Origin of the sequence: Pseudomonas sp. S8 (assembly GCF_050473925.1) — a bacterium.
GTDB lineage: Bacteria > Pseudomonadota > Gammaproteobacteria > Pseudomonadales > Pseudomonadaceae > Aquipseudomonas > Aquipseudomonas parakoreensis.
Genome location: NZ_JBFDVZ010000016.1, coordinates 3349870 through 3369149, shown reverse-complemented (window position 1 = coordinate 3369149; position 19280 = coordinate 3349870). Strand labels below are relative to the sequence as shown.

The 19280-nt window shown below is 60.6% G+C and carries 17 protein-coding genes; 11 read left to right on the top strand and 6 right to left on the bottom strand.

Annotated elements, in window-relative coordinates:
- Positions 1–137: 137 nt before the first annotated feature.
- Positions 138–1739, bottom strand: a complete 1602-nt coding sequence (locus AB1J88_RS16460; RefSeq protein ID WP_430291478.1) for an ABC transporter substrate-binding protein — start codon at positions 1737–1739, stop codon at positions 138–140.
- Between the two features lie 963 nt (positions 1740–2702).
- Between AB1J88_RS16460 and AB1J88_RS16455 the strand changes: the two genes are divergently transcribed.
- Together AB1J88_RS16455 and AB1J88_RS16450 are read left to right on the top strand one after the other, a co-directional pair.
- Entirely contained in the window at positions 2703–3065 is a 363-nt protein-coding gene (locus tag AB1J88_RS16455; protein ID WP_430291476.1) for a DUF6124 family protein, read from the top strand.
- Positions 3066–3185: 120 nt separating this feature from the next.
- On the top strand, positions 3186–3368 hold the full coding sequence (locus tag AB1J88_RS16450; RefSeq protein WP_430291475.1) for a hypothetical protein: 183 nt from the start codon (positions 3186–3188) through the stop codon (positions 3366–3368).
- A 137-nt stretch (positions 3369–3505) separates the two neighbouring features.
- On the opposite strand, the gene AB1J88_RS16445 is transcribed toward AB1J88_RS16450, so the two are convergent.
- On the bottom strand, positions 3506–4225 hold the full coding sequence (locus tag AB1J88_RS16445) for an SIMPL domain-containing protein (protein WP_097090382.1): 720 nt from the start codon (positions 4223–4225) through the stop codon (positions 3506–3508).
- Between the two features lie 409 nt (positions 4226–4634).
- Here AB1J88_RS16445 and AB1J88_RS16440 point away from each other — a divergent pair, with 409 nt between their 5' ends.
- The 4 genes from AB1J88_RS16440 to AB1J88_RS16425 all read left to right on the top strand — a co-directional run bounded on the left by AB1J88_RS16440 (position 4635) and on the right by AB1J88_RS16425 (position 9202).
- Positions 4635–5897 carry an ATP-binding protein gene (locus AB1J88_RS16440; RefSeq protein ID WP_027610820.1) on the top strand — a complete coding sequence of 421 codons (1263 nt, stop codon included), beginning with the start codon at positions 4635–4637 and terminating at the stop codon, positions 5895–5897.
- On the top strand, positions 5890–6450 hold the full coding sequence (locus tag AB1J88_RS16435) for a response regulator transcription factor (RefSeq protein WP_003221630.1): 561 nt from the start codon (positions 5890–5892) through the stop codon (positions 6448–6450). Before AB1J88_RS16440 ends, AB1J88_RS16435 begins: the two co-directional genes overlap by 8 nt.
- 96 nt (positions 6451–6546) lie before the next feature.
- Positions 6547–8274: an ABC transporter ATP-binding protein/permease gene (locus AB1J88_RS16430; protein WP_041072797.1), complete on the top strand. Its 1728-nt coding sequence runs from the start codon at positions 6547–6549 to the stop codon at positions 8272–8274.
- A 178-nt stretch (positions 8275–8452) separates the two neighbouring features.
- Complete coding sequence (locus AB1J88_RS16425; RefSeq protein ID WP_041072876.1) at positions 8453–9202, top strand: FadR/GntR family transcriptional regulator; 750 nt, start codon at positions 8453–8455, stop codon at positions 9200–9202.
- Positions 9203–9411: 209 nt separating this feature from the next.
- On the opposite strand, the gene AB1J88_RS16420 is transcribed toward AB1J88_RS16425, so the two are convergent.
- Both AB1J88_RS16420 and AB1J88_RS16415 read right to left on the bottom strand, forming a co-directional pair.
- Entirely contained in the window at positions 9412–9600 is a 189-nt protein-coding gene (locus tag AB1J88_RS16420) for a hypothetical protein (protein ID WP_145597338.1), read from the bottom strand.
- A 3-nt stretch (positions 9601–9603) separates the two neighbouring features.
- A complete protein-coding gene (locus tag AB1J88_RS16415; RefSeq protein WP_430291474.1) occupies positions 9604–10917 on the bottom strand; it encodes a phospholipase in 1314 nt (437 codons plus the stop codon).
- A 237-nt stretch (positions 10918–11154) separates the two neighbouring features.
- Here AB1J88_RS16415 and kdgD point away from each other — a divergent pair, with 237 nt between their 5' ends.
- The 5 genes from kdgD (at position 11155) to AB1J88_RS16390 (ending at position 17752) form a co-directional block, all read left to right on the top strand.
- Positions 11155–12066 carry a 5-dehydro-4-deoxyglucarate dehydratase gene (gene kdgD / locus AB1J88_RS16410; RefSeq protein WP_041072803.1) on the top strand — a complete coding sequence of 304 codons (912 nt, stop codon included), beginning with the start codon at positions 11155–11157 and terminating at the stop codon, positions 12064–12066.
- 60 nt (positions 12067–12126) lie between these two features.
- On the top strand, positions 12127–13572 hold the full coding sequence (locus AB1J88_RS16405) for an aldehyde dehydrogenase family protein (RefSeq protein WP_430291473.1): 1446 nt from the start codon (positions 12127–12129) through the stop codon (positions 13570–13572).
- 156 nt (positions 13573–13728) lie between these two features.
- Positions 13729–15093, top strand: coding sequence for an MFS transporter (locus AB1J88_RS16400; RefSeq protein WP_430291472.1), 1365 nt, complete (start codon positions 13729–13731; stop codon positions 15091–15093).
- A gap of 11 nt (positions 15094–15104) precedes the next feature.
- Positions 15105–16658: a galactarate dehydratase gene (gene garD, locus AB1J88_RS16395; RefSeq protein ID WP_430291471.1), complete on the top strand. Its 1554-nt coding sequence runs from the start codon at positions 15105–15107 to the stop codon at positions 16656–16658.
- Positions 16659–16810: 152 nt separating this feature from the next.
- Positions 16811–17752, top strand: coding sequence for an AEC family transporter (locus AB1J88_RS16390; protein WP_041072811.1), 942 nt, complete (start codon positions 16811–16813; stop codon positions 17750–17752).
- A gap of 85 nt (positions 17753–17837) precedes the next feature.
- Here the strand turns inward: AB1J88_RS16390 and AB1J88_RS16385 are convergent, their stop codons facing one another.
- The gene (locus tag AB1J88_RS16385; RefSeq protein ID WP_041072813.1) at positions 17838–18215 is read right to left on the bottom strand and encodes a carboxymuconolactone decarboxylase family protein; all 378 of its coding nucleotides are present in this window, start codon (positions 18213–18215) and stop codon (positions 17838–17840) included.
- Complete coding sequence (locus AB1J88_RS16380) at positions 18212–19273, bottom strand: calcium/sodium antiporter (protein ID WP_041072814.1); 1062 nt, start codon at positions 19271–19273, stop codon at positions 18212–18214. The genes AB1J88_RS16385 and AB1J88_RS16380 overlap by 4 nt, the downstream gene beginning before the upstream one ends.
- Positions 19274–19280 lie beyond the last annotated feature (7 nt).

Genomic DNA, 19280 nt, shown 5'->3' with positions numbered 1-19280 from the left:
GTGGCACGAACGTACCTTAATGTCGCATTTGTATAAGAGTTGACGCATTTGACCGTTTGCGGCCGTTTTTTACGGTGCAAACGAGGCCCCAAAACGGTGCGTTGGTCACGTTGTGCGCGCCGCCTTGGGGCTCGGTGTTACTTATTTATACCCACGCCGTAGAAGGGTGTAAGGCCAAACGGACTGATCTTGAAGTCGCTCACTTCCTTGCGCAGCGGCTGGAACACCGTGGAGTTGGCAATGGGCGTGATCGGCACCTGCTGTTTAAGGATCAGTTGCGCCTGTTGATACAGTTTTACCCGTTGCGCTTTATCCGTGGACACCTTGGCCTGCTGAATCAATTTGTCGTAGGCCGGATCGCACCACTTGGCGTAGTTGCTGCCCTTGACTGCCGCGCAGCTGTAGAGCACGCCGAGCCAGTTGTCCGGGTCGCCGTTGTCACCTGTCCAACCATAGATCATCGCGTCGTGTTCGCCATTTTTCGCGCGCTTGATGTACTCGCCCCATTCGTAGCTGACGATGTTGGCCTTGATCCCGATCTTGTCCCAATCCTGCTGGATCATCTGCGCCGACATCCGCGCATTCGGGTTGGAGGCGCGCTGCACGGTCATCGCCCAGAGATTGATGGTGGTACCCGGTGCAACCCCGGCTTCCTTGAGTAGCGCCTTGGCTTTCACCGGGTCGTACGGCGCGTCCTTGATGTTCGGGTCATACGACCATTGCGCCGGTGGCAAGGCGTTCTGCGCCAGTTGCCCGGCACTCTGGTAGACGGCTTTGATGATCGCCGGTTTGTCGATGGCCATGTCCAGCGCCTGACGGACCTTGAGCTGGTCCAGCGGCGGATGCGTGGTGTTGTAGGCGAGGAAGCCGAGGTTGAAACCGGCCTGCTTCAATACGCGCAGGTTCGGGTCTTGTTCCATCACTTCGATGTCGGCCGGGCGCGGGTAGCCGCTGACCTGGCATTCGCCGGTCTTGAGTTTCTGCAGGCGGACGGCGGCGTCCGGGGTGATCGAGAACACCAGGTTGTCGATCTTCACGTCCTCGGGTTTCCAGTAGTCCTTGTTTGCGGCGTAGCGGATCTGCGCGTCTTTCTGGTAACGCTTGAACACGAACGGGCCGGTGCCCACCGGTTTCTGATTGAGCTCGGCGGCTTTGCCTTCCTTTAACAGTTGGGCGGCGTATTCGGCCGACTGCACCGAGGCGAAGCTCATGGCGAGGTTTTGCACGAACGCGGCGTCGACGTTGTTCAGGTTGAAGCGCACGGTGTTGTCGTCGAGTTTTTCCACTGATTTGATGGTGGTGTTCAGGCCCATGTCGGTGAAGTACGGGGACTCGGCGGGGTAGGCCTTGCGAAAGGCGTTGTCCGGGTCGAGCAGGCGCTGGAAGGTGAACAGTACGTCGTCGGCGTTGAAGTCGCGGGTCGGGGTGAAATATTCCGTTGTGTGGAATTTCACGCCTTGCCGTAGGTGGAAGGTGTATTGCAGGCCGTCGTTGGAGACGTCCCATTGGGTCGCCAGGCCGGGTTCGATGTCGGTGCCGCCGCGCTGGAATTGGGTGAGGCGGTTGAAGACGGTTTCGGCGGAGGCGTCGAAGTCGGTGCCGCTGGTGTATTGGCTGGGGTCGAAGCCGGCGGGGCTGGCTTCGGAGCAGTAGACCAGGGTTGTTGCTGCGTTTGCGATTGGGGCTATGGCGGTTAGTGCGAGGGTGATTAGTAGTGGTTTCAGGGTGAATCTTTCCATGGAGTCCCCGGGTCGATTGGAGGTGGTTGTGTTTTTCAGGGTAGCGGGGATTTGGGGGGCTTCGGAAATATCGTTTTTCTTGTTGAGATGTCTGTCTCGATATATGTGGCGGCTTTTGTCGGGTACATATCCGTTGCTGCGGTAACGGCTGCTTAGGGTTCCGCCCTGACGGCGGGTCACTTTGGCAAACGCCCCAAAGTAACCAAAGGGCTTTACCCTGACGTTCGGCCCTCGCTTGGGCTCGGGTTCCTTCGCTGCGGGATTCATCCGGGGGGCAGCGCCTACGGTTTGCTTCGCTGCACCTCCTCTCGCTGTGTTTGGCTGCGCCAAACGGTCGCTGCGCTCCCACCCCCGGATAAACCCCTCCACTCAGCCTGCCGACGGGCCCTCAGATCAAAAGCGGTACTCGAGCTAACGCTCATCGTGTTGAGTGGTGAAAAGCGGTTGCGGCGACTTGCCAGCGATGGCGGCCTGACAGCCGACCTGAATTTGATTGAATACTCTGAGTTCCCCCTGTAGGAGCTGCCGAAGGCTGCGATCTTTTGATCTTGCTTTTGAGTTGTGAGAGCCAAAGTCAAAAGATCGTCTGAACGCGGCCCGAGCCTTCGGCAGCTCCTACAGGGAGTGGGGTTGTATTTAAAGGTGTGTGGGATAACCAGAACCTTCCCACAAGGTTTTCAGGTTGTCCCTCGGACGTTAGCTCTCTAGCCTTGAGCTGTCGCTGAAAACTCAGCGATCGGGTGTGAGAGCCTGGAAAAATTAGTGATTCAGTCCATGTGTCCGCATAATTGCCGGCGGCTTATCTGTTGCCTGCAAATGCTTCATGGCGGCTGTGTGCGGGCAGACTTCGGTCTGGCCGGTTTCCTATTTTTCCGGTTTCTCACCCCGCACATAGCTGCCACCCACTTCGCCGCGTGAGAAACGGCAAGTGCTGGCGTTCATTTGCAAAAATAGGGTTATCCAATGACTAAGCCAGTCCCAGATCCACCACTCGAACCCACAACCCCACTCACCGAAGCCCTCCACGCCGAAGACCTCGCAAAAAACCGCGAAGCGATCAAACGTGCCCTCGATTTCTACCTCAGCCCCGAAGCCACAAAACCGCGCCCACCCAGTTCGATGTTCCTCGTCCATCCGGGCATCGACACGGAAAGCCTGCTGGCCCACGCCTGTGAGTCCCTGGCCTCGGCCAACACCATGGCCAGCGATTTCGCCGATCAGCTCAATCGCCCGCAGCGCAATACGGCGCTGGCGATTCAGCAGATCATCATGTTGGCCGAGTTGGCGGTGAACCGGGCGCTGGATCGGGTGGATCCGCAGTCATAGACCTGTCAGGTCTGACAGTAGATATAGCTCGCGAATGGGATGAACATGATTGCAAGCGACTCGTCTGGCTAGTCTTGCCAATCGAGTTGTATCCAAGCAAAAACTGATTGAGGTGAAGCCATGGACATCGCGGATGCAAAACAACGCGGCTATCAAGCCGTCCCAGTCGCCAAGGGGAATCAGGGAATCGTCTGGCAGGTCTATCTGGCAGGGCAGCTGTTTGATCGTCAGGAGTTTGGCACCGAGGCTGAAGCGTGGACGCACGCGATAGATTTGATTAATGCAGACCAATACAACCATTGATCTTCCGTTTAAGGTTGCGGCTGAATTGTAGAAAGAAGCGGTATGCCTGCAATGGCAGCTCATTCACTACAAACCCAGGCACAAAAAAACCGGCGATCATTCTCTGATCGCCGGTTTTTCATTCAGCCCACATCAATTCACTGCATCAGCACTTCAATCGAGCCGTCCGCCGTCAGGCTGACCTGGCTGGTGCCGGCTTCGACTTCCGGTGTGACCGGTGCCGAATCCGCCATGCCGGCGGCTTTCATCATCATCGGGGCGCGCATGTACGGTTGTGGGTAGCCGTTGCTGTTGAGGTTCAGGTTGACGATTTTGTAGCCCTTGCCGCCCAGTGCGTCGGTGGCCAGTTGCGCGCGGGCCTTGAAGGCGTTGACGGCTTCTTTGAGCAGTTTGTCTTCGCTGGCCTTGCGGGTCGGCTCGGCGATGGCGAAGTCCATGCCGCCCATTTTCAGGTCGGTCAGCAGTTCGCCAGTGAGTTTGGACAGGGCGGCGAAGTCGGCGCTTTCCAGGCGCAGTTCGGCGCGTTCACGCCAGCCGGTGATTTTCTGGCCCTTGGTGTCGTAGATCGGGTAGCTGTTGCGGCTGCCCTGGCGCAGGGTGATGTCTTTGACTTGCTTGGCCTGGGCCAGTGCCTTGTTCATGGTGGTGCTGACGTCGGCGGCGAGCTTGGCCGGGTCGGTGTTTTGCGCTTCGGTGTAGAGCGTCACGATCATCAGGTCGCGGGCCACTTCCTGGCTGACTTCGGCGCGCAGGGAGATCTGGTTGTAGTGCAGCTCATCGGCGGCCAGCGCCGGAAGGCTGGCGATGCTGCCGACGGTCAGGGCGAGAAGGGCGGCGCTGCGGCGAAAGGTGTGCATGAAGGCTCCTTGAATAATGCGCAGGTGTTGGTTCGTCCCTGCGTGAAACCATCAGACTCTAGCTTCTGCGCTGCGGTTCGCCCAGTTACAACTTCTATACAGATGGCCGCACGCCGCAAGCTCTTTGTGGCGAGGGGATTTAGCGAAACGTCGCACCGCCCCGATCGGCTGCGAAGCAGTCGCAATTCAGCAGATGCGGTCTGCCTGTGAAAAACGGATTGCAGGGTTTGGGGCGGCTTCGCCACCCATCGGGGATGAATCCCCTCACCACAGGTGATCTCGGACAGCTATGTGAGGTAGCTGAATTTTTCGGCAACGCCATGTGGTCATTTGCCGCACTTTCGCCTCTCAAAGGCGCGGCTTGGTTATACTCCGTGCGATCCGCCTGGAGCGCTCATCAGGAGAGCTCATGCTCGCCCCCGTACAACTGACTTCCGCCACTCGCCAGAACCTCTGGCGGCTGACGTTCATCCGCACCCTGGTGCTCGCCGCGCAGGCCGGGTCCGTCGGCCTGGCCTACTGGCTGCAATTGTTGCCGTTGCCGTGGGTGCAACTGGCGATGACCCTCGGCTGCTCGATTCTGCTCTGCGTGTTCACCGCCGTGCGACTGCGTACGTCGTGGCCGGTGACCGAACTCGAATATGCGCTGCAACTGGCCTGCGATCTGGTGATCCACAGTGCGCTGCTGTATTTCTCCGGCGGTTCGACCAACCCGTTCGTTTCCTACTATCTGGTGCCACTGACCATCGCGGCGGTGACGCTGCCGTGGCGTTATTCGGTGATTCTGTCGGGTATCGCGCTGGCGCTGTATACCGTGATGCTGACCCGGTTCTACCCGCTGGAAACCCTGCCGGTGGCCCGCGAGAACCTGCAGATCTACGGCATGTGGCTGAGTTTTGCCCTCGCGGCTGCGGTCATCACGTTTTTCGCTGCGCGCATGGCCGAAGAGCTGCGCCGTCAGGAAGAATTGCGCGCGATTCGCCGCGAAGAAGGCCTGCGCGATCAGCAATTGCTGGCCGTCGCCACCCAGGCCGCTGGCGCGGCGCATGAACTCGGCACGCCGCTGGCGACCATGAGCGTGTTGCTCAAGGAGATGCAGCAGGACCACCCCGACGCGATGTTGCAGGACGATCTGAAAGTGCTGCAGGATCAGGTCAAGCTGTGCAAAGAAACGTTGCAACAACTGGTGCGCGCCGCCGAGGCCAACCGGCGTATGGCGGTGGAGATGCAGGACGTCACCCAATGGCTCGACGAAGCGCTGAACCGTTGGCACCTGATGCGTCCGGAAGCCAGTTATCGCTTCCAGCGTCTCGGCCAGGGCACAGTCCCGCGCATGGCACCGCCGCCGGATCTGACCCAGGCGCTGCTCAATCTGCTGAACAATGCCGCCGACGCCTGCCCGGAAAATCTTCAGGTGACGCTGGACTGGGACGCGGAAACCGTGACCATCAGCATTCGTGACCACGGTGCCGGTGTGCCGCTGGCCATCGCCGAGCAGATCGGCAAACCGTTTTTTACCACCAAGGGCAAAGGTTTCGGCCTGGGCCTGTTTTTGAGCAAGGCCAGCGTGACACGCGCCGGCGGCTCAGTGAAACTCTATAGTCATGAGGAAGGCGGCACGCTCACCGAGCTGCGCCTGCCCCACGGCGCCCGAGGAGACCAACATGAGTGACGAAATCCAAGTCGAAGGCGAAGAACTGCCGCATCTGCTGCTGGTCGACGACGACGCGACCTTCACCCGAGTAATGGCCCGTGCCATGGCCCGCCGTGGCTTTCGCGTGAGTACCGCAGGCTCCGCCGAGGAAGGCTTGACCATCGCCCAGGCCGACCTGCCGGACTACGCCGCGCTGGACCTGAAAATGGACGGCGACTCCGGTCTGGTGCTGCTGCCCAAGCTGCTGGAACTGGACCCGGAAATGCGCGTGGTGATCCTCACCGGTTATTCGAGCATTGCCACGGCGGTCGAAGCGATCAAGCGCGGCGCCTGCAACTACCTGTGCAAACCGGCCGACGCCGACGACGTGCTGGCTGCGCTGCTCTCCGAACACGCCGACCTCGACAGCCTGGTGCCGGAAAACCCGATGTCGGTCGACCGCCTGCAATGGGAGCACATCCAGCGCGTGCTCACCGAGCACGAAGGCAACATCTCCGCCACTGCCCGCGCCCTGGGCATGCACCGCCGCACCCTGCAGCGCAAACTGCAGAAGCGCCCGGTTCGTCGCTGAACCTGCGCTGAACGGCCATCGCCAGCCCTCGCGATAACGCGCACCGATCAACTATGATCGGTGCGTGTCTGTTCTTTTCTTTATCGAGCCTTTTCCATGAATCAGAACGCTGAATATTCCGCGGTCAACGATGCTGTGCGCGGGCAGTTTTTTCGCAAGGTGTGGGGGATCATCACGCCTTATTGGCGCAGCGAAGAGAAGGGCAAGGCCTGGACATTGCTGATTGCGGTGATTGCGCTGTCGTTGCTCAGCGTGGGGATCTCGGTGTGGTTCAACACCTGGTACAAGGATTTCTACAACGCGCTGCAGAAGAAAGATGAAGCGGCGTTCTGGCAGCTGATTCTGTATTTCTGCGCGATTGCAGCGGTGGCGATTGTCGGTGCGGTGTACCGGCTTTATCTGACCCAGATGCTGACGATTCGCTGGCGGGCCTGGCTCACCGAAAAGCATTTCTCCCGTTGGCTCGCCGACAAGAATTACTACCAGCTGGAGCAGGGCGGTTACACCGATAACCCGGACCAGCGGATTTCCGAAGACCTCAATAACTTCACCTCCAATACCCTTGAGCTGGGGATCGGCCTGCTGCGCAATATCGTCAGCCTGGTGTCGTTCTCGATCATTCTGTGGGGCGTGTCGGGCAGCATTGAGGTCTATGGCATCACCATTCCCGGCTACATGTTCTGGTGCGTGCTGGTCTACGCCGTGGTGGGCAGCTGGCTGACGCACTTGATCGGTCGCCGCTTGATCGGCCTGAACAACCAACAACAACGCTTCGAAGCCGACCTGCGTTTTTCCATGGTGCGGATTCGTGAAAATGCCGAGAGCATCGCGTTGTACAACGGCGAGCCGAACGAAAATCGTCGTTTGAGCGGTCGCTTCGGTAATGTCTGGCACAACTTCTGGGACATCATGAAAGTGTCCAAGCGCCTGACGTTCTTCACTGCCGGTTACAGCCAGGCTGCGATCATTTTCCCGTTTATCGTGGCGTCGCCGCGCTACCTCGCCGGCAAGATCGAGCTGGGTGAACTGATGCAGATCAGCTCGGCATTCGGCAACGTCCAGGAGAGTTTCAGCTGGTTCATCAGCGCCTATCAGAGCCTCGCGTCTTGGCGCGCCACCTGTGATCGTCTGCTGAGTTTCCGTCAGGCCATGACCGATAACGAACAGCGCCGCCCGGCCATCGACGTGCAAAACCAAGGCAGCGAATTGCAAGTGCACAACCTCGGCCTGGACCTGGCCGATGGTCGTCACCTGCTGACCAATGCCGACATGACGGTAGAGCCCGGCGAGCGGGTGATGCTCAGCGGTCGCTCCGGCAGCGGCAAGTCCACGCTGTTGCGGGCGATGGGGCACTTGTGGCCCGCGGGCCACGGTGCTATTCGTCTGCCGGCAGCGCGTTATCTGTTCCTGCCGCAGAAGCCGTATCTGCCGATCGGTACCCTGCGCGAAGCCTTGAGTTATCCACAACCGGGCGACACCTACGCGCCAGAGCGTTACGCGCAGGTGCTGGAGACTTGCCGTCTGCCGCATCTGGTCGCACGTCTGGACGAAGCCAATCACTGGCAGCGCATGCTGTCGCCGGGTGAGCAGCAACGCCTGGCCTTCGCCCGCGCGATGCTTTACGCACCGCAATGGCTGTACATGGACGAGGCGACGTCGGCGATGGATGAAGAGGATGAGGCAACGTTGTATCAGGCGCTGATTGATCAGTTGCCGGGCCTGAGCATCGTCAGCGTCGGCCACCGCAGCAGCCTCAAGCGCTTCCACCCACGGCATGTACGGATCGACAGCGGGCATCTGGTGGAACAGGCCGTGACCGCCTGACCCACAGAAATCCCCCTGTAGGAGCTGCCGCAGGCTGCGATCTTTTGATGTTGTTTTTCAAGATCAAAAGATCGCAGCCTGCGGCAGCTCCTACAGGGGAAGTTTGTGACGAGTGATCGTACAACCCGCCTGCGCTATGATGCCCACCAAGCCGATTTTTCGAGACCAGACGTTGACCATGGAAAACCCGATCGACACCCCACGCCTCCCGCGCAAGCGCCGCAGCCTGGCCCAGGAGCTGGTGACGGTGCTGACCGAGCAGATCCGCGACGGTCTGCTCAAGCGCGGCGACAAATTGCCCACCGAGTCGGCGATCATGCAGGAGCATGGCGTCAGCCGCACGGTGGTGCGCGAGGCGATCTCCCGCTTGCAGGCTGCCGGCCAAGTGGAAACCCGCCACGGCATCGGCACCTTCGTGCTCGACACGCCGAGCCCCAGCGGTTTCCGCATCGACCCGGCGACCGTCGTCACTTTGCGTGACGTGCTGGCGATTCTGGAGTTGCGCATCAGCCTGGAAGTGGAGTCCGCCGGCCTCGCCGCGCAACGTCGCAGTCCCGAACAACTGGCGACCATGCGCGCCGCCCTCGATGCACTGAACGACAGCGTGGCCCACGCCAGCGATGCGGTAGCGTCGGACTTCGCCTTCCACCTGGAAATCGCACTGTCCACCGGCAACCGTTACTTCACCGACATCATGACCCACCTGGGCACCAGCATCATTCCGCGTACGCGGCTGAATTCGGCGCGCCTGGCGCATGATGATCAGCAGCACTACATGAATCGCCTGAGCCGTGAGCACGAGGAAATCTACGAGGCAATTGCCCGCCAGGATGCCGATGCGGCGCGGGCGGCGATGCGCCTGCATTTGACCAACAGCCGTGAAAGGCTGCGCCAGGCCCATGAAGAGGCACAGGCGCAGCGCGGATGAGCGTCTGGCAGATTATGTGCGCCTGACATACCGCTATCGCTGGCAAGCCAGCTCCCACAGGTTCCTATGTTGAAGCGGATCCCGTGTACGACATCGATCGCTGAGGGGAGCAGGCAAGCCAGCTCCCACAGGTTCCTATGTTGCAGCGGATCCCGTGTACGACATCAGTCACTGTGGGAGCTGGCTTGCCAGCGATGAGGCCGGTGAATTCAGCGCGGCAATATCGAGCGATCCACCCTCACTGCCAGTTTCGCGTTACCAGGCTTGGCAGCAAACGCCACCTCTCCCGATTTATCCACAACCCCCCGCGCAATCGGCTTGCCGTCCGCCAGCAGCTCCAGCGGCGCGCCCTGTAGCGACTGCCCCGACGTCAGTTCCAGTTTCAATGTGATCGTCATTGCTCATTCTCCTTGATTGACGTTGCCCGTCGGGTGGTAGTCCTTGAGCAGCAAGTAAGTGCTCCAGCCCCACCAGTCATCGATGGTGGCGGTGTCGTTGAGGTTGTTCACATCTTTGCGCCGCAGCACCTTGCCGCCCTCTACGCGGAACAGCGGCGAGAAGTTGCTGGAAAGATTCAGCACCGCCGTCAGATCCGGCAGGCATTGCAGCGCAGCAAACGTTGAAGGGGCGGGCACGTTGCCGCTGAGGTAGGCGGCGAAGATTTCATCCGCCGAAGCCTGCACCGCCAGATTGACCTGGGTTCGGTTGTCCGCGTCGCTGGCGTCGAAGTAACGTTTGTCGCCGTAGGCGCGCCATTGATCGCCATGGGCGTTGCGCACCTTGAGGCCGAATTTGCTGTCCTCGTCGTGCATGAAACGGGTGACCAGCGAGCCGAGATCGCTCGGCGTGACCACCGCCGCCATCTCTTTGCGTGGCACACGCAGGTGGCCGGCAGAGAACAGGTCGGTGAGGAAGTGGTCGGCAAACGCGTTCATCGCGTAGGCCCGTTCCAGTTGCTGCTCATCGTGATTGGCGCGGGCTGCGACGGCGGTTTGCAGGGCGGCGGTGTGGCCGGCGATGTAGGCCAGTCTGGCCCATTCGCCAAAGTGGTCGGCGTTGTTCGCCGCCAGTTTCAGATAGCGCCCAAGCGGGAATAGCGCGGAGACGAAACTGCCGCCGCCGGTGAGCTTGTTCCACTCTTCGGACAACGTATCTCCGAGCGCGTCGTAGGCTTCGTGCGGTGATTTACCGTCCTTGATCGCCTGTTTGACCGCGTCGATCTCCTTTTGCATGACCGCGAGAATCTGCGTGGCCTCGGCGCGTGAGGCCGGCAGCACGGCGAGAGAATCAAATGCAGCGTGGAAGCGATTCAGGCGATCAGCCGGGGTCGCGCCTTCGTTGATCGGTCGATCGACCACGCCGTAGAAATCTCCAGCCAGCGCCACCACTTGGCCGTAGGTCAGCGCAAGGCCATTGGGCAAGTGCAAGGGCTTGTTTTGCGCGCGAATCGGCTCGGCGTTTTCGCTGAAGCGCAGCAGGGTGTTATCGCCGATGGCCGTGTGTTCAGCGCCTTCGAAGTGCAGTGGCGGTCGAATGTTCAAGGCGTTGCCGGGGAGGGCGGCGGCCGGTACGACATCGCTATGGGCGTCGGCGATGTGCAGCAGCAGATGCGGATTGTCGGCGTTGAAGCGCATGCCTTTTACAGTGAAAAGATCATCGAGTCGAGCGACGACCGGTTTGGGTCGTACCTGTGGTTTTGCATGCAGTCCGGACATTTCTGGCTCCTTGATATGTCGTCGGTGGATTTATTTTTAACTGTATGGATATACAGTCAGGTCGAGCCTAGACCAGATTTTTCCTACGTCAAGATCGAATCTTGTCCGACAAAAAGTGCGGGGCAACGATGAAATGCAGTTGACGGTTATCTTTTAAGTTGTACGATGACCTACAACTTCAGCGCTGGCTGAACCATAAAACTCACAAAAAACGTTGCTACCCAGGGTGTTCGAATAATGAATCCACAAGAACTGAAGTCCATCCTCTCCGCCGGTCTGCTGTCGTTCCCGGTCACTGATTTCAATGCTCAGGGCGATTTCAACCGCGCCGGCTACATCAAACGTCTGGAGTGGCTGGCCCCGTATGGCGCTTCAGCCTTGTTCGCCGCCGGCGGCACCGGTGAGTTCTTCTCCCTGGCCGCCAGCGAATACTCGGAAATCATCAAGACCGCGGTCGATACCTGCGCCAGCAGCGTGCCGATTCTGGCCGGTGTCGGCGGCTCGACCCGTCAAGCCATCGAGTACGCCCAGGAAGCCGAGCGTCTGGGCGCCAAAGGCCTGTTGCTGCTACCGCACTATCTGACCGAGGCCAGCCAGGACGGCGTCGCCGCCCACGTTGAAGCGGTGTGCAAATCGGTGAACATCGGCGTGGTGGTCTACAACCGCAACGTCTGCCGCCTGACCGCGCCACTGCTGGAACGTCTGGCCGAGCGCTGCCCGAACCTGATCGGCTACAAGGACGGTCTGGGCGATATCGAGTTGATGGTGTCGATCCGTCGCCGCCTCGGTGATCGCTTCAGCTACCTCGGCGGCCTGCCGACTGCGGAAGTCTACGCCGCTGCCTACAAGGCACTGGGCGTGCCGGTTTACTCCTCGGCAGTGTTCAACTTCATCCCGAAAACCGCGATGGACTTCTACCACGCGATTGCCCGTGACGATCACGCCACCGTCGCCAGGATCATCGACGACTTCTTCCTGCCGTACCTGGACATCCGCAACCGCAAGGCCGGTTACGCCGTGAGCATCGTCAAGGCAGGCGCGAAAATCGCCGGCTATGACGCAGGCCCGGTGCGCGCACCGCTGACTGACCTGACCGGCGAAGAATTCGAAATGCTCGCCGCGCTGATCGACAAACAAGGCGCGCAATAAACACCGACCCACAAGGCCGCTGAGCAATCAGCGGCTTTTGCGTAGAGAGGAGAATTTTCTGTGGCTGATTCCAAGCGTTACGACAACTACATCAACGGTGAATGGGTCGCCGGTGCCGATTACTCGGCCAACATCAACCCGTCCGAGCTGAGCGACACCATCGGCGACTACGCCAAGGCTGACCTGACTCAGGTTAACGCCGCCATCGATGCGGCCCGCGCCGCGTTCCCGGCGTGGTCGACTTCGGGCATTCAGGCCCGTCACGATGCGCTGGATAAAGTCGGCACGGAAATCCTCGCCCGTCGCGAAGAACTCGGCACCCTGCTGGCCCGGGAAGAGGGCAAGACCCTGCCCGAAGCCATCGGCGAAGTGACCCGCGCCGGCAACATCTTCAAGTTCTTCGCCGGTGAATGCCTGCGTCTGTCCGGCGACTACGTGCCGTCGGTGCGCCCGGGCGTCAACGTCGAAGTCACCCGCGAAGCCCTCGGCGTGGTCGGTTTGATCACCCCGTGGAACTTCCCGATTGCCATTCCGGCATGGAAAATCGCCCCGGCCCTGGCCTACGGCAACTGCGTGGTGCTCAAACCTGCCGATCTGGTGCCAGGTTGTGCCTGGGCGCTGGCGGAAATCATCTCCCGCGCTGGCTTCCCGGCCGGCGTGTTCAACCTGGTGATGGGCAGCGGTCGGGTGGTCGGCGAAGCGCTGGTCAACAGCCCGAAAGTCGATGGCATCAGCTTTACCGGTTCGGTGGGCGTCGGTCGGCAGATCGCTGTTAATTGCGTGTCGCGCCAGGCCAAGGTGCAGCTGGAAATGGGCGGCAAGAACCCGCAGATCATTCTCGACGACGCCGACCTCAAGCAAGCGGTCGAGCTGTCGGTGCAGAGCGCGTTCTACTCCACCGGCCAGCGTTGCACGGCGTCGAGTCGTTTGATCGTCACTGCCGGGATTCATGACAAGTTCGTTGAAGCCATGGCCGAGCGCATGCAGTCGATCAAGGTCGGCCACGCGCTGAAATCCGGCACCGACATCGGTCCGGTGGTTTCCCAGGCGCAGCTGGAACAGGACATGAAGTACATCGACATCGGCCAGTCCGAAGGTGCACGTCTGGTCAGCGGCGGTGGTCTGGTGACCTGCGACACCGAAGGCTACTTCCTCGCGCCAACACTGTTTGCCGACAGCGAAGCGTCGATGCGCATCAGCCGTGAAGAAATCTTTGGCCCGGTGGCTAACGTCGTTCGCGTGGCCGATTACGAGGCGGCGCTGGCGATGGCCAACGACACCGAGTTCGGTCTGTCCGCCGGTATCGCCACCACGTCGCTGAAGTACGCCAACCACTTCAAGCGCCATTCGCAGGCCGGGATGGTGATGGTCAACCTGCCGACCGCCGGTGTCGATTACCACGTTCCGTTCGGGGGCCGTAAGGGTTCATCCTATGGCTCACGTGAGCAAGGCCGCTATGCGCAAGAGTTCTACACGGTCGTGAAGACCAGCTACATCGGCTCCTGAAGCAATACCCCTGTAGGAGCTGCCGAAGGCTGCGATCTTTTGATTTGTTTGAAGATCAAGATCAAAAGATCGCAGCCTTCGGCAGCTCCTACAGGGAATACATGCAGCACAACAGATTCACCCGCGCATAAAAATAATCAGTGGGAGTACATCTACATGCAATCGTCCAAGCCGACTCACGTCCGCTATTTGATCCTGCTCATGCTGTTTCTGGTGACCACGATCAACTACGCCGACCGCGCGACCATCGCCATCGCCGGTTCCAGCCTGCAAAAAGACCTCGGCATCGACGCGGTCACCCTCGGTTATATCTTCTCCGCTTTCGGGTGGGCCTACGTCGCCGGACAGATTCCCGGTGGCTGGCTGCTCGATCGCTTCGGCTCGAAAAAAGTCTACGCCCTGAGCATTTTCACCTGGTCGCTGTTCACCGTGCTGCAAGGCTTTGTCGGTGAATTCGGCATGTCCACGGCGATCGTTGCGCTGTTCATGCTGCGCTTTCTGGTCGGTCTGGCGGAGGCGCCATCCTTTCCCGGTAACGCACGGATTGTCGCGGCCTGGTTCCCGACCGCTGAACGCGGTACGGCATCGGCGATCTTCAACTCGGCGCAATATTTCGCCACTGTGCTGTTCGCGCCGCTGATGGGCTGGATCGTGTATCGCTTCGGCTGGGAGCACGTGTTCATTGTCATGGGTATCCTTGGCATCATCTTCTCGCTGGTCTGGCTCAAGGTTATCCACAGCCCGCGTCAGCATCCGCTGGCCAACGAAGCCGAAGTGCAGTTCATCGCCGACAACGGCGGCATGGTCGACATGGACGGCAAGCAAGGCAAAAAATCCGACGGGCCGAAGTGGGATTACATCCGTCAGTTGCTGACCAACCGCATGATGCTCGGCGTGTATCTGGGCCAGTATTGCATCAACGGCATCACTTATTTCTTCCTGACCTGGTTCCCGGTGTACCTGGTGCAGGAGCGCGGCATGACCATCCTCAAGGCTGGTTTCATTGCCTCGCTGCCGGCGATCTGCGGTTTCATCGGTGGCGTGCTTGGCGGGGTGATTTCCGATTACCTGCTGCGCAAAGGGCATTCGCTGACCTTCGCCCGCAAGGCGCCGATCATTGCCGGCTTGCTGGTCTCGAGCAGTATCGTGGCCTGCAACTATGTTGACGTGGAATGGATGGTCGTTGGTTTCATGGCATTGGCCTTCTTCGGCAAAGGCGTAGGCGCGCTGGGTTGGGCGGTGGTGTCCGACACTTCGCCAAAACAGATCGCTGGCCTGAGCGGCGGGTTGTTCAACACCTTCGGCAACCTCGCTTCGATTACCACGCCGATCGTGATCGGCTACATCATCAGCTCCACCGGTTCGTTCAAGTGGGCGCTAGTGTTCGTCGGTGCCAACGCACTGGTCGCGGTGTTCAGCTACCTGGTGATCGTCGGCCCGATCAAACGTGTGGTGCTCAAAGAGCCGCCCACCAACGGTGGTTCTGAAATCACCGGCAAATTGTCTCAAGCGCATTCCTGAGGAGCGGCGTCATGCAGTTGATTGAACATTCCGACTCGCCGCGCTACATCCGCCTGCACGAGCGGGACAACGTAGTGATTGTGGTCAACGACCAGGGCGTACCGGCCGGCACCGAGTTCCCGGACGGTCTGGTGACCGTGGACTTTGTGCCGCAGAGCCACAAGGTCACCCTCGAGGACATTCCCGAGGGCGGCCAGGTGATTCGCTACGGCCAGACCATCGGCTACGCGTTGCAGCCGATCCCGCGTGGCAGTTGGGTCAAGGAAGATCAACTGCGCATGCCGACTGCGCCGCCGCTGGACAGCCTGCCGCTGTCCACCGAGGTGCCTGCCGCACAGGCCCCGCTGGAAGGCTTCACGTTCGAGGGTTATCGCAACGCCGACGGCACCGTCGGTACGCGCAATATTCTCGGGATCACCACCACGGTGCAGTGCGTGACCGGCGTGCTTGATCACGCGGTGAAACGCATCAAGGACGAGTTGCTGCCGAAGTATCCGCACGTTGATGACGTGGTGGCGCTGACCCACAGTTACGGCTGCGGCGTGGCGATCACCGCCACTGATGCGTACATCCCGATCCGCACCGTGCGCAATCTGGCACGCAACCCGAACCTGGGTGGCGAAGCGCTGGTGATCAGCCTGGGCTGCGAGAAATTGCAGGCCGGGCAGGTGATGCACGAGGATGACGCCTCGGTCGATCTCAGCGAGCCGTGGCTGTATCGCCTGCAGGATTCCAGTCACGGTTTTACCGAGATGATCGAGCAGATCATGGCGCTGGCTGAAGTCCGTTTGCAGAAGCTTGACCAGCGCCGCCGCGAAACCGTGCCGGCCTCCGAGCTGATCCTCGGCATGCAGTGCGGCGGCAGCGATGCGTTCTCCGGCATCACCGCCAACCCGGCGCTGGGTTACGCCTCTGACTTGCTGCTGCGCGCCGGGGCGACGGTGATGTTTTCCGAGGTCACCGAAGTGCGCGATGCGATCTATCTGCTGACGTCCCGTGCCGAAACCAAGACCGTGGCGCAGGAACTGGTGCGCGAGATGGACTGGTACGACCGCTATCTGGCCAAGGGCGAAGCGGATCGCAGCGCCAATACCACGCCGGGCAACAAGAAGGGCGGGTTGTCGAACATTGTCGAGAAGTCGCTGGGTTCGATCGTCAAATCCGGCAGCAGCGCGATCAATGGCGTGCTCGGCCCGGGCGAGCGTTTCAAGCAGAAGGGTTTGATTTTCTGCGCGACCCCGGCCAGTGATTTTGTCTGCGGCACCTTGCAGTTGGCCGCGGGGATGAACCTGCATGTGTTCACCACCGGGCGGGGCACGCCGTATGGCTTGGCCATGGCGCCGGTGGTCAAGGTCTCGACCCGGACCGAGCTGGCGCAACGCTGGCCGGATCTGATCGATATCGATGCCGGGCGGATTGCTACCGGTCGTGCGTCCATCGAGGCGTTGGGCTGGGAGTTGTTCCACTATTACCTGGATGTGGCGAGCGGCAAGCAGCAGACATGGGCGGAGAAGCACAAGCTGCATAACGACATCACCCTGTTCAATCCGGCGCCGATTACCTGACCCCAAAAAAGATCGCAGCCTGCGGCAGCTCCTACAGGGAAACCCGAATTCCACTGTAGGAGCTGCCGCAGGCTGCGATCTTTTGATCTTCAATGGCAACTCAGTGGCTTATCATTAGCCCCTGACGACGCTCACCCAAAGGCTCCCCCGGCATGCTGGCAATCTTCCTCGAAACCCTGAATATCACCGCGCCGGTGTTCGCCATGCTGTTCCTCGGGGTGTTGCTCAAGCGCATCGACTGGATCAACGACAACTTCATCCACACCGCCTCGGCGCTGGTGTTCAACGTCAGCATGCCGGCGCTGTTGTTTCTCGGGATTCTGCATGCGGATCTGCACGCCGCGCTGCAACCGGCGCTGTTGATCTATTTTGCAGTCGCCACGCTGGTGAGTTTTGCCCTGGCCTGGGGCTGGGCGATCATCAAGTGCCCGCGTGAAGATCGCGGCATCTACACCCAGGGCGCGTTTCGCGGCAACAACGGGGTGATTGGTCTGGCGCTGGCGGCGAGCATGTACGGCGACTACGGGATTTCCCTCGGGGCAATTCTCGCGGCGCTGGTGATCCTGTTCTACAACACGCTGTCGACCATCGTGCTTGCGGTGTACAGCCCGGTGATCAAGTCCGATCCGTGGAGCATCTGCAAAAGCGTTTTCAGCAATCCGCTGATCATCAGCGTGATTGCCGCCGCACCGTTCGCGTATTTCCAGATCAGCCTGCCAGGCTGGCTGGAAACCTCCGGCCAGTATCTGGCGCAAACCACCTTGCCGCTGGCGCTGATCTGCATTGGCGGCACGCTGTCATTAGCGGCGCTGCGCAAGAGCGGGAGCATGGCGCTCAGTTCGAGTCTGGTGAAGATGATCGGTTTGCCGGTGCTGGCGACGCTCGGTGCGTGGCTGTGGGGCTTTCGCGGAGCGGAGCTGGGGATTCTGTTTCTGTACTTCGGCAGCCCGACGGCGGCGGCGAGTTTCGTCATGGCCCGGGCAGCGCAGGGCAATCATGAGCTGGCAGCGGCGATCATTGTGCTGACCACGCTGATGGCGGCGGTGACCACCAATATCGGGATCTTTCTGTTGCAGTGGGGTGGGTGGATCTGAAGGGCAAGATCAAAAGATCGCAGCCTGCGGCAGCTCCTACATTGGAATGCGTTCTCCTGTAGGAGCTGCCGAAGGCTGCGATCTTTTAGTTTTTCTGATAACTGTCGATCACTTCCTGCGCCGCGCGAAACGCATCGATCGCCGCCGGTACTCCGGCATATACCGCGCAATGCAGCAGCGCCTCACGAATCTCCTCGACCGTGCAGCCATTGTTCAACGCGCCACGCACGTGACCCTTCAATTCCTGCGGGCACTTCAACGCGGTCAGCGCGGCGAGGGTGATCAGGCTGCGAGTCTTCAGCGGCAAACCTTCGCGATTCCACACGCCGCCCCAGGCGTGTTCGTTGACGAAATCCTGCAAGGGTTGAGTGAACTCGGTGGCATTGCCCAGCGCGCGGTCGACAAACGCGTCGCCCATTACCTGACGGCGCATTTCAACCCCGGTTTTCTGCGAATCGGTCATGGCACATCCCTCTTGTGGTGTTGGCGGCGCCAGGCGCGTACGGACGTGAACAACAGAAACGCCAGCAGCGTTGGCAGCACGTAAAACAGCATCAGCTTTTCCAGTTTGCCGGCCAGTGGCATGCCGGTGGTGAACGACACCACGTGCAGCCCGTAAGCCGCGTACAAACCGAGCAACAACAAACCTTCAGCGCGGGTCACGCGATAGCCGGAATAGAACACCGGCAGGCACAACGCGGCGACGCCGAGCATCACCGGCAGGTCGAAATCCAGTGCGTTGGGCGAGACCGACAACGGTGTCGGTGCGATCAGTGCGGTAACGCCGAGCACCCCGAGCAGGTTGAACAGGTTGGCGCCGATCACGTTGCCCACGGCGATATCGCGCTGCCCGCGCAGTGCGGCGATCAGCGAGGTGGCGAGCTCCGGCAGCGAGGTGCCGACCGCGACCACGGTCAGGCCGATTACTCGTTCGGAGAAGCCCAGATCCGTCGCCACCGCCACCGCTGCGCCGAGCAGCAAATGCCCGGCGAACACCAGCAGCGCCAGACCGACGACGATCATCAACAGACTGCTGAACCACGGCACCTGCGGGGCTTGCGGCAATTGCGAATGCGGACGCGCCGAGTGCCGCGACTGGCGCAGCAACAAACTGAGGTACAACGCCAATGCCGCGAGCAGCAGCACGCCGTCGAAGCGACCGATCTGTTCGTTCCAGGCGAGGACAAACACCAGCAGGCTGGCGCCGATCATCAGCGGAATATCCAGGCGCACCAGTTGCCGCGAGACCCGCAGCGGAATAATCAGCGCCGACAGACCGAGGGTCACGAGGATGTTGAAGATGCTGCTGCCGATCACGCTGCCGACGGCGATGTCGGGGTTGTGCGTCAGGGTCGCTTGCAGGCTGACCGCCATTTGCGGGGCGCTGCTGCCGAGGGCGACGATGGTCAGGCCGATGATCAGTGGTCGTACATGCAGGCGGGCGGCCAGACGCACCGCGGCGCGCACCATCAGTTCGGCGCCGAGGATCAACAAGATCAGGCCGCTGAGCAACTCGATCACGTTGATC

What these genes read in the sequence shown, in the direction of transcription:
- AB1J88_RS16460 (WP_430291478.1), bottom strand. Translation starts at nt 1,739, where the DNA reads ATGGAAAGATTCACCCTGAAACCACTACTAATCACCCTCGCACTAACC.
- AB1J88_RS16390 (WP_041072811.1), top strand. Translation starts at nt 16,811, where the DNA reads ATGCTGGCAATCTTCCTCGAAACCCTGAATATCACCGCGCCGGTGTTC.
- AB1J88_RS16385 (WP_041072813.1), bottom strand. Translation starts at nt 18,215, where the DNA reads ATGACCGATTCGCAGAAAACCGGGGTTGAAATGCGCCGTCAGGTAATG.
- AB1J88_RS16430 (WP_041072797.1), top strand. Translation starts at nt 6,547, where the DNA reads ATGAATCAGAACGCTGAATATTCCGCGGTCAACGATGCTGTGCGCGGG.
- AB1J88_RS16400 (WP_430291472.1), top strand. Translation starts at nt 13,729, where the DNA reads ATGCAATCGTCCAAGCCGACTCACGTCCGCTATTTGATCCTGCTCATG.
- AB1J88_RS16415 (WP_430291474.1), bottom strand. Translation starts at nt 10,917, where the DNA reads ATGTCCGGACTGCATGCAAAACCACAGGTACGACCCAAACCGGTCGTC.
- AB1J88_RS16450 (WP_430291475.1), top strand. Translation starts at nt 3,186, where the DNA reads ATGGACATCGCGGATGCAAAACAACGCGGCTATCAAGCCGTCCCAGTC.
- AB1J88_RS16435 (WP_003221630.1), top strand. Translation starts at nt 5,890, where the DNA reads ATGAGTGACGAAATCCAAGTCGAAGGCGAAGAACTGCCGCATCTGCTG.
- AB1J88_RS16445 (WP_097090382.1), bottom strand. Translation starts at nt 4,225, where the DNA reads ATGCACACCTTTCGCCGCAGCGCCGCCCTTCTCGCCCTGACCGTCGGC.
- AB1J88_RS16425 (WP_041072876.1), top strand. Translation starts at nt 8,453, where the DNA reads ATGGAAAACCCGATCGACACCCCACGCCTCCCGCGCAAGCGCCGCAGC.
- AB1J88_RS16455 (WP_430291476.1), top strand. Translation starts at nt 2,703, where the DNA reads ATGACTAAGCCAGTCCCAGATCCACCACTCGAACCCACAACCCCACTC.
- AB1J88_RS16440 (WP_027610820.1), top strand. Translation starts at nt 4,635, where the DNA reads ATGCTCGCCCCCGTACAACTGACTTCCGCCACTCGCCAGAACCTCTGG.
- kdgD (WP_041072803.1), top strand. Translation starts at nt 11,155, where the DNA reads ATGAATCCACAAGAACTGAAGTCCATCCTCTCCGCCGGTCTGCTGTCG.
- garD (WP_430291471.1), top strand. Translation starts at nt 15,105, where the DNA reads ATGCAGTTGATTGAACATTCCGACTCGCCGCGCTACATCCGCCTGCAC.
- AB1J88_RS16420 (WP_145597338.1), bottom strand. Translation starts at nt 9,600, where the DNA reads ATGACGATCACATTGAAACTGGAACTGACGTCGGGGCAGTCGCTACAG.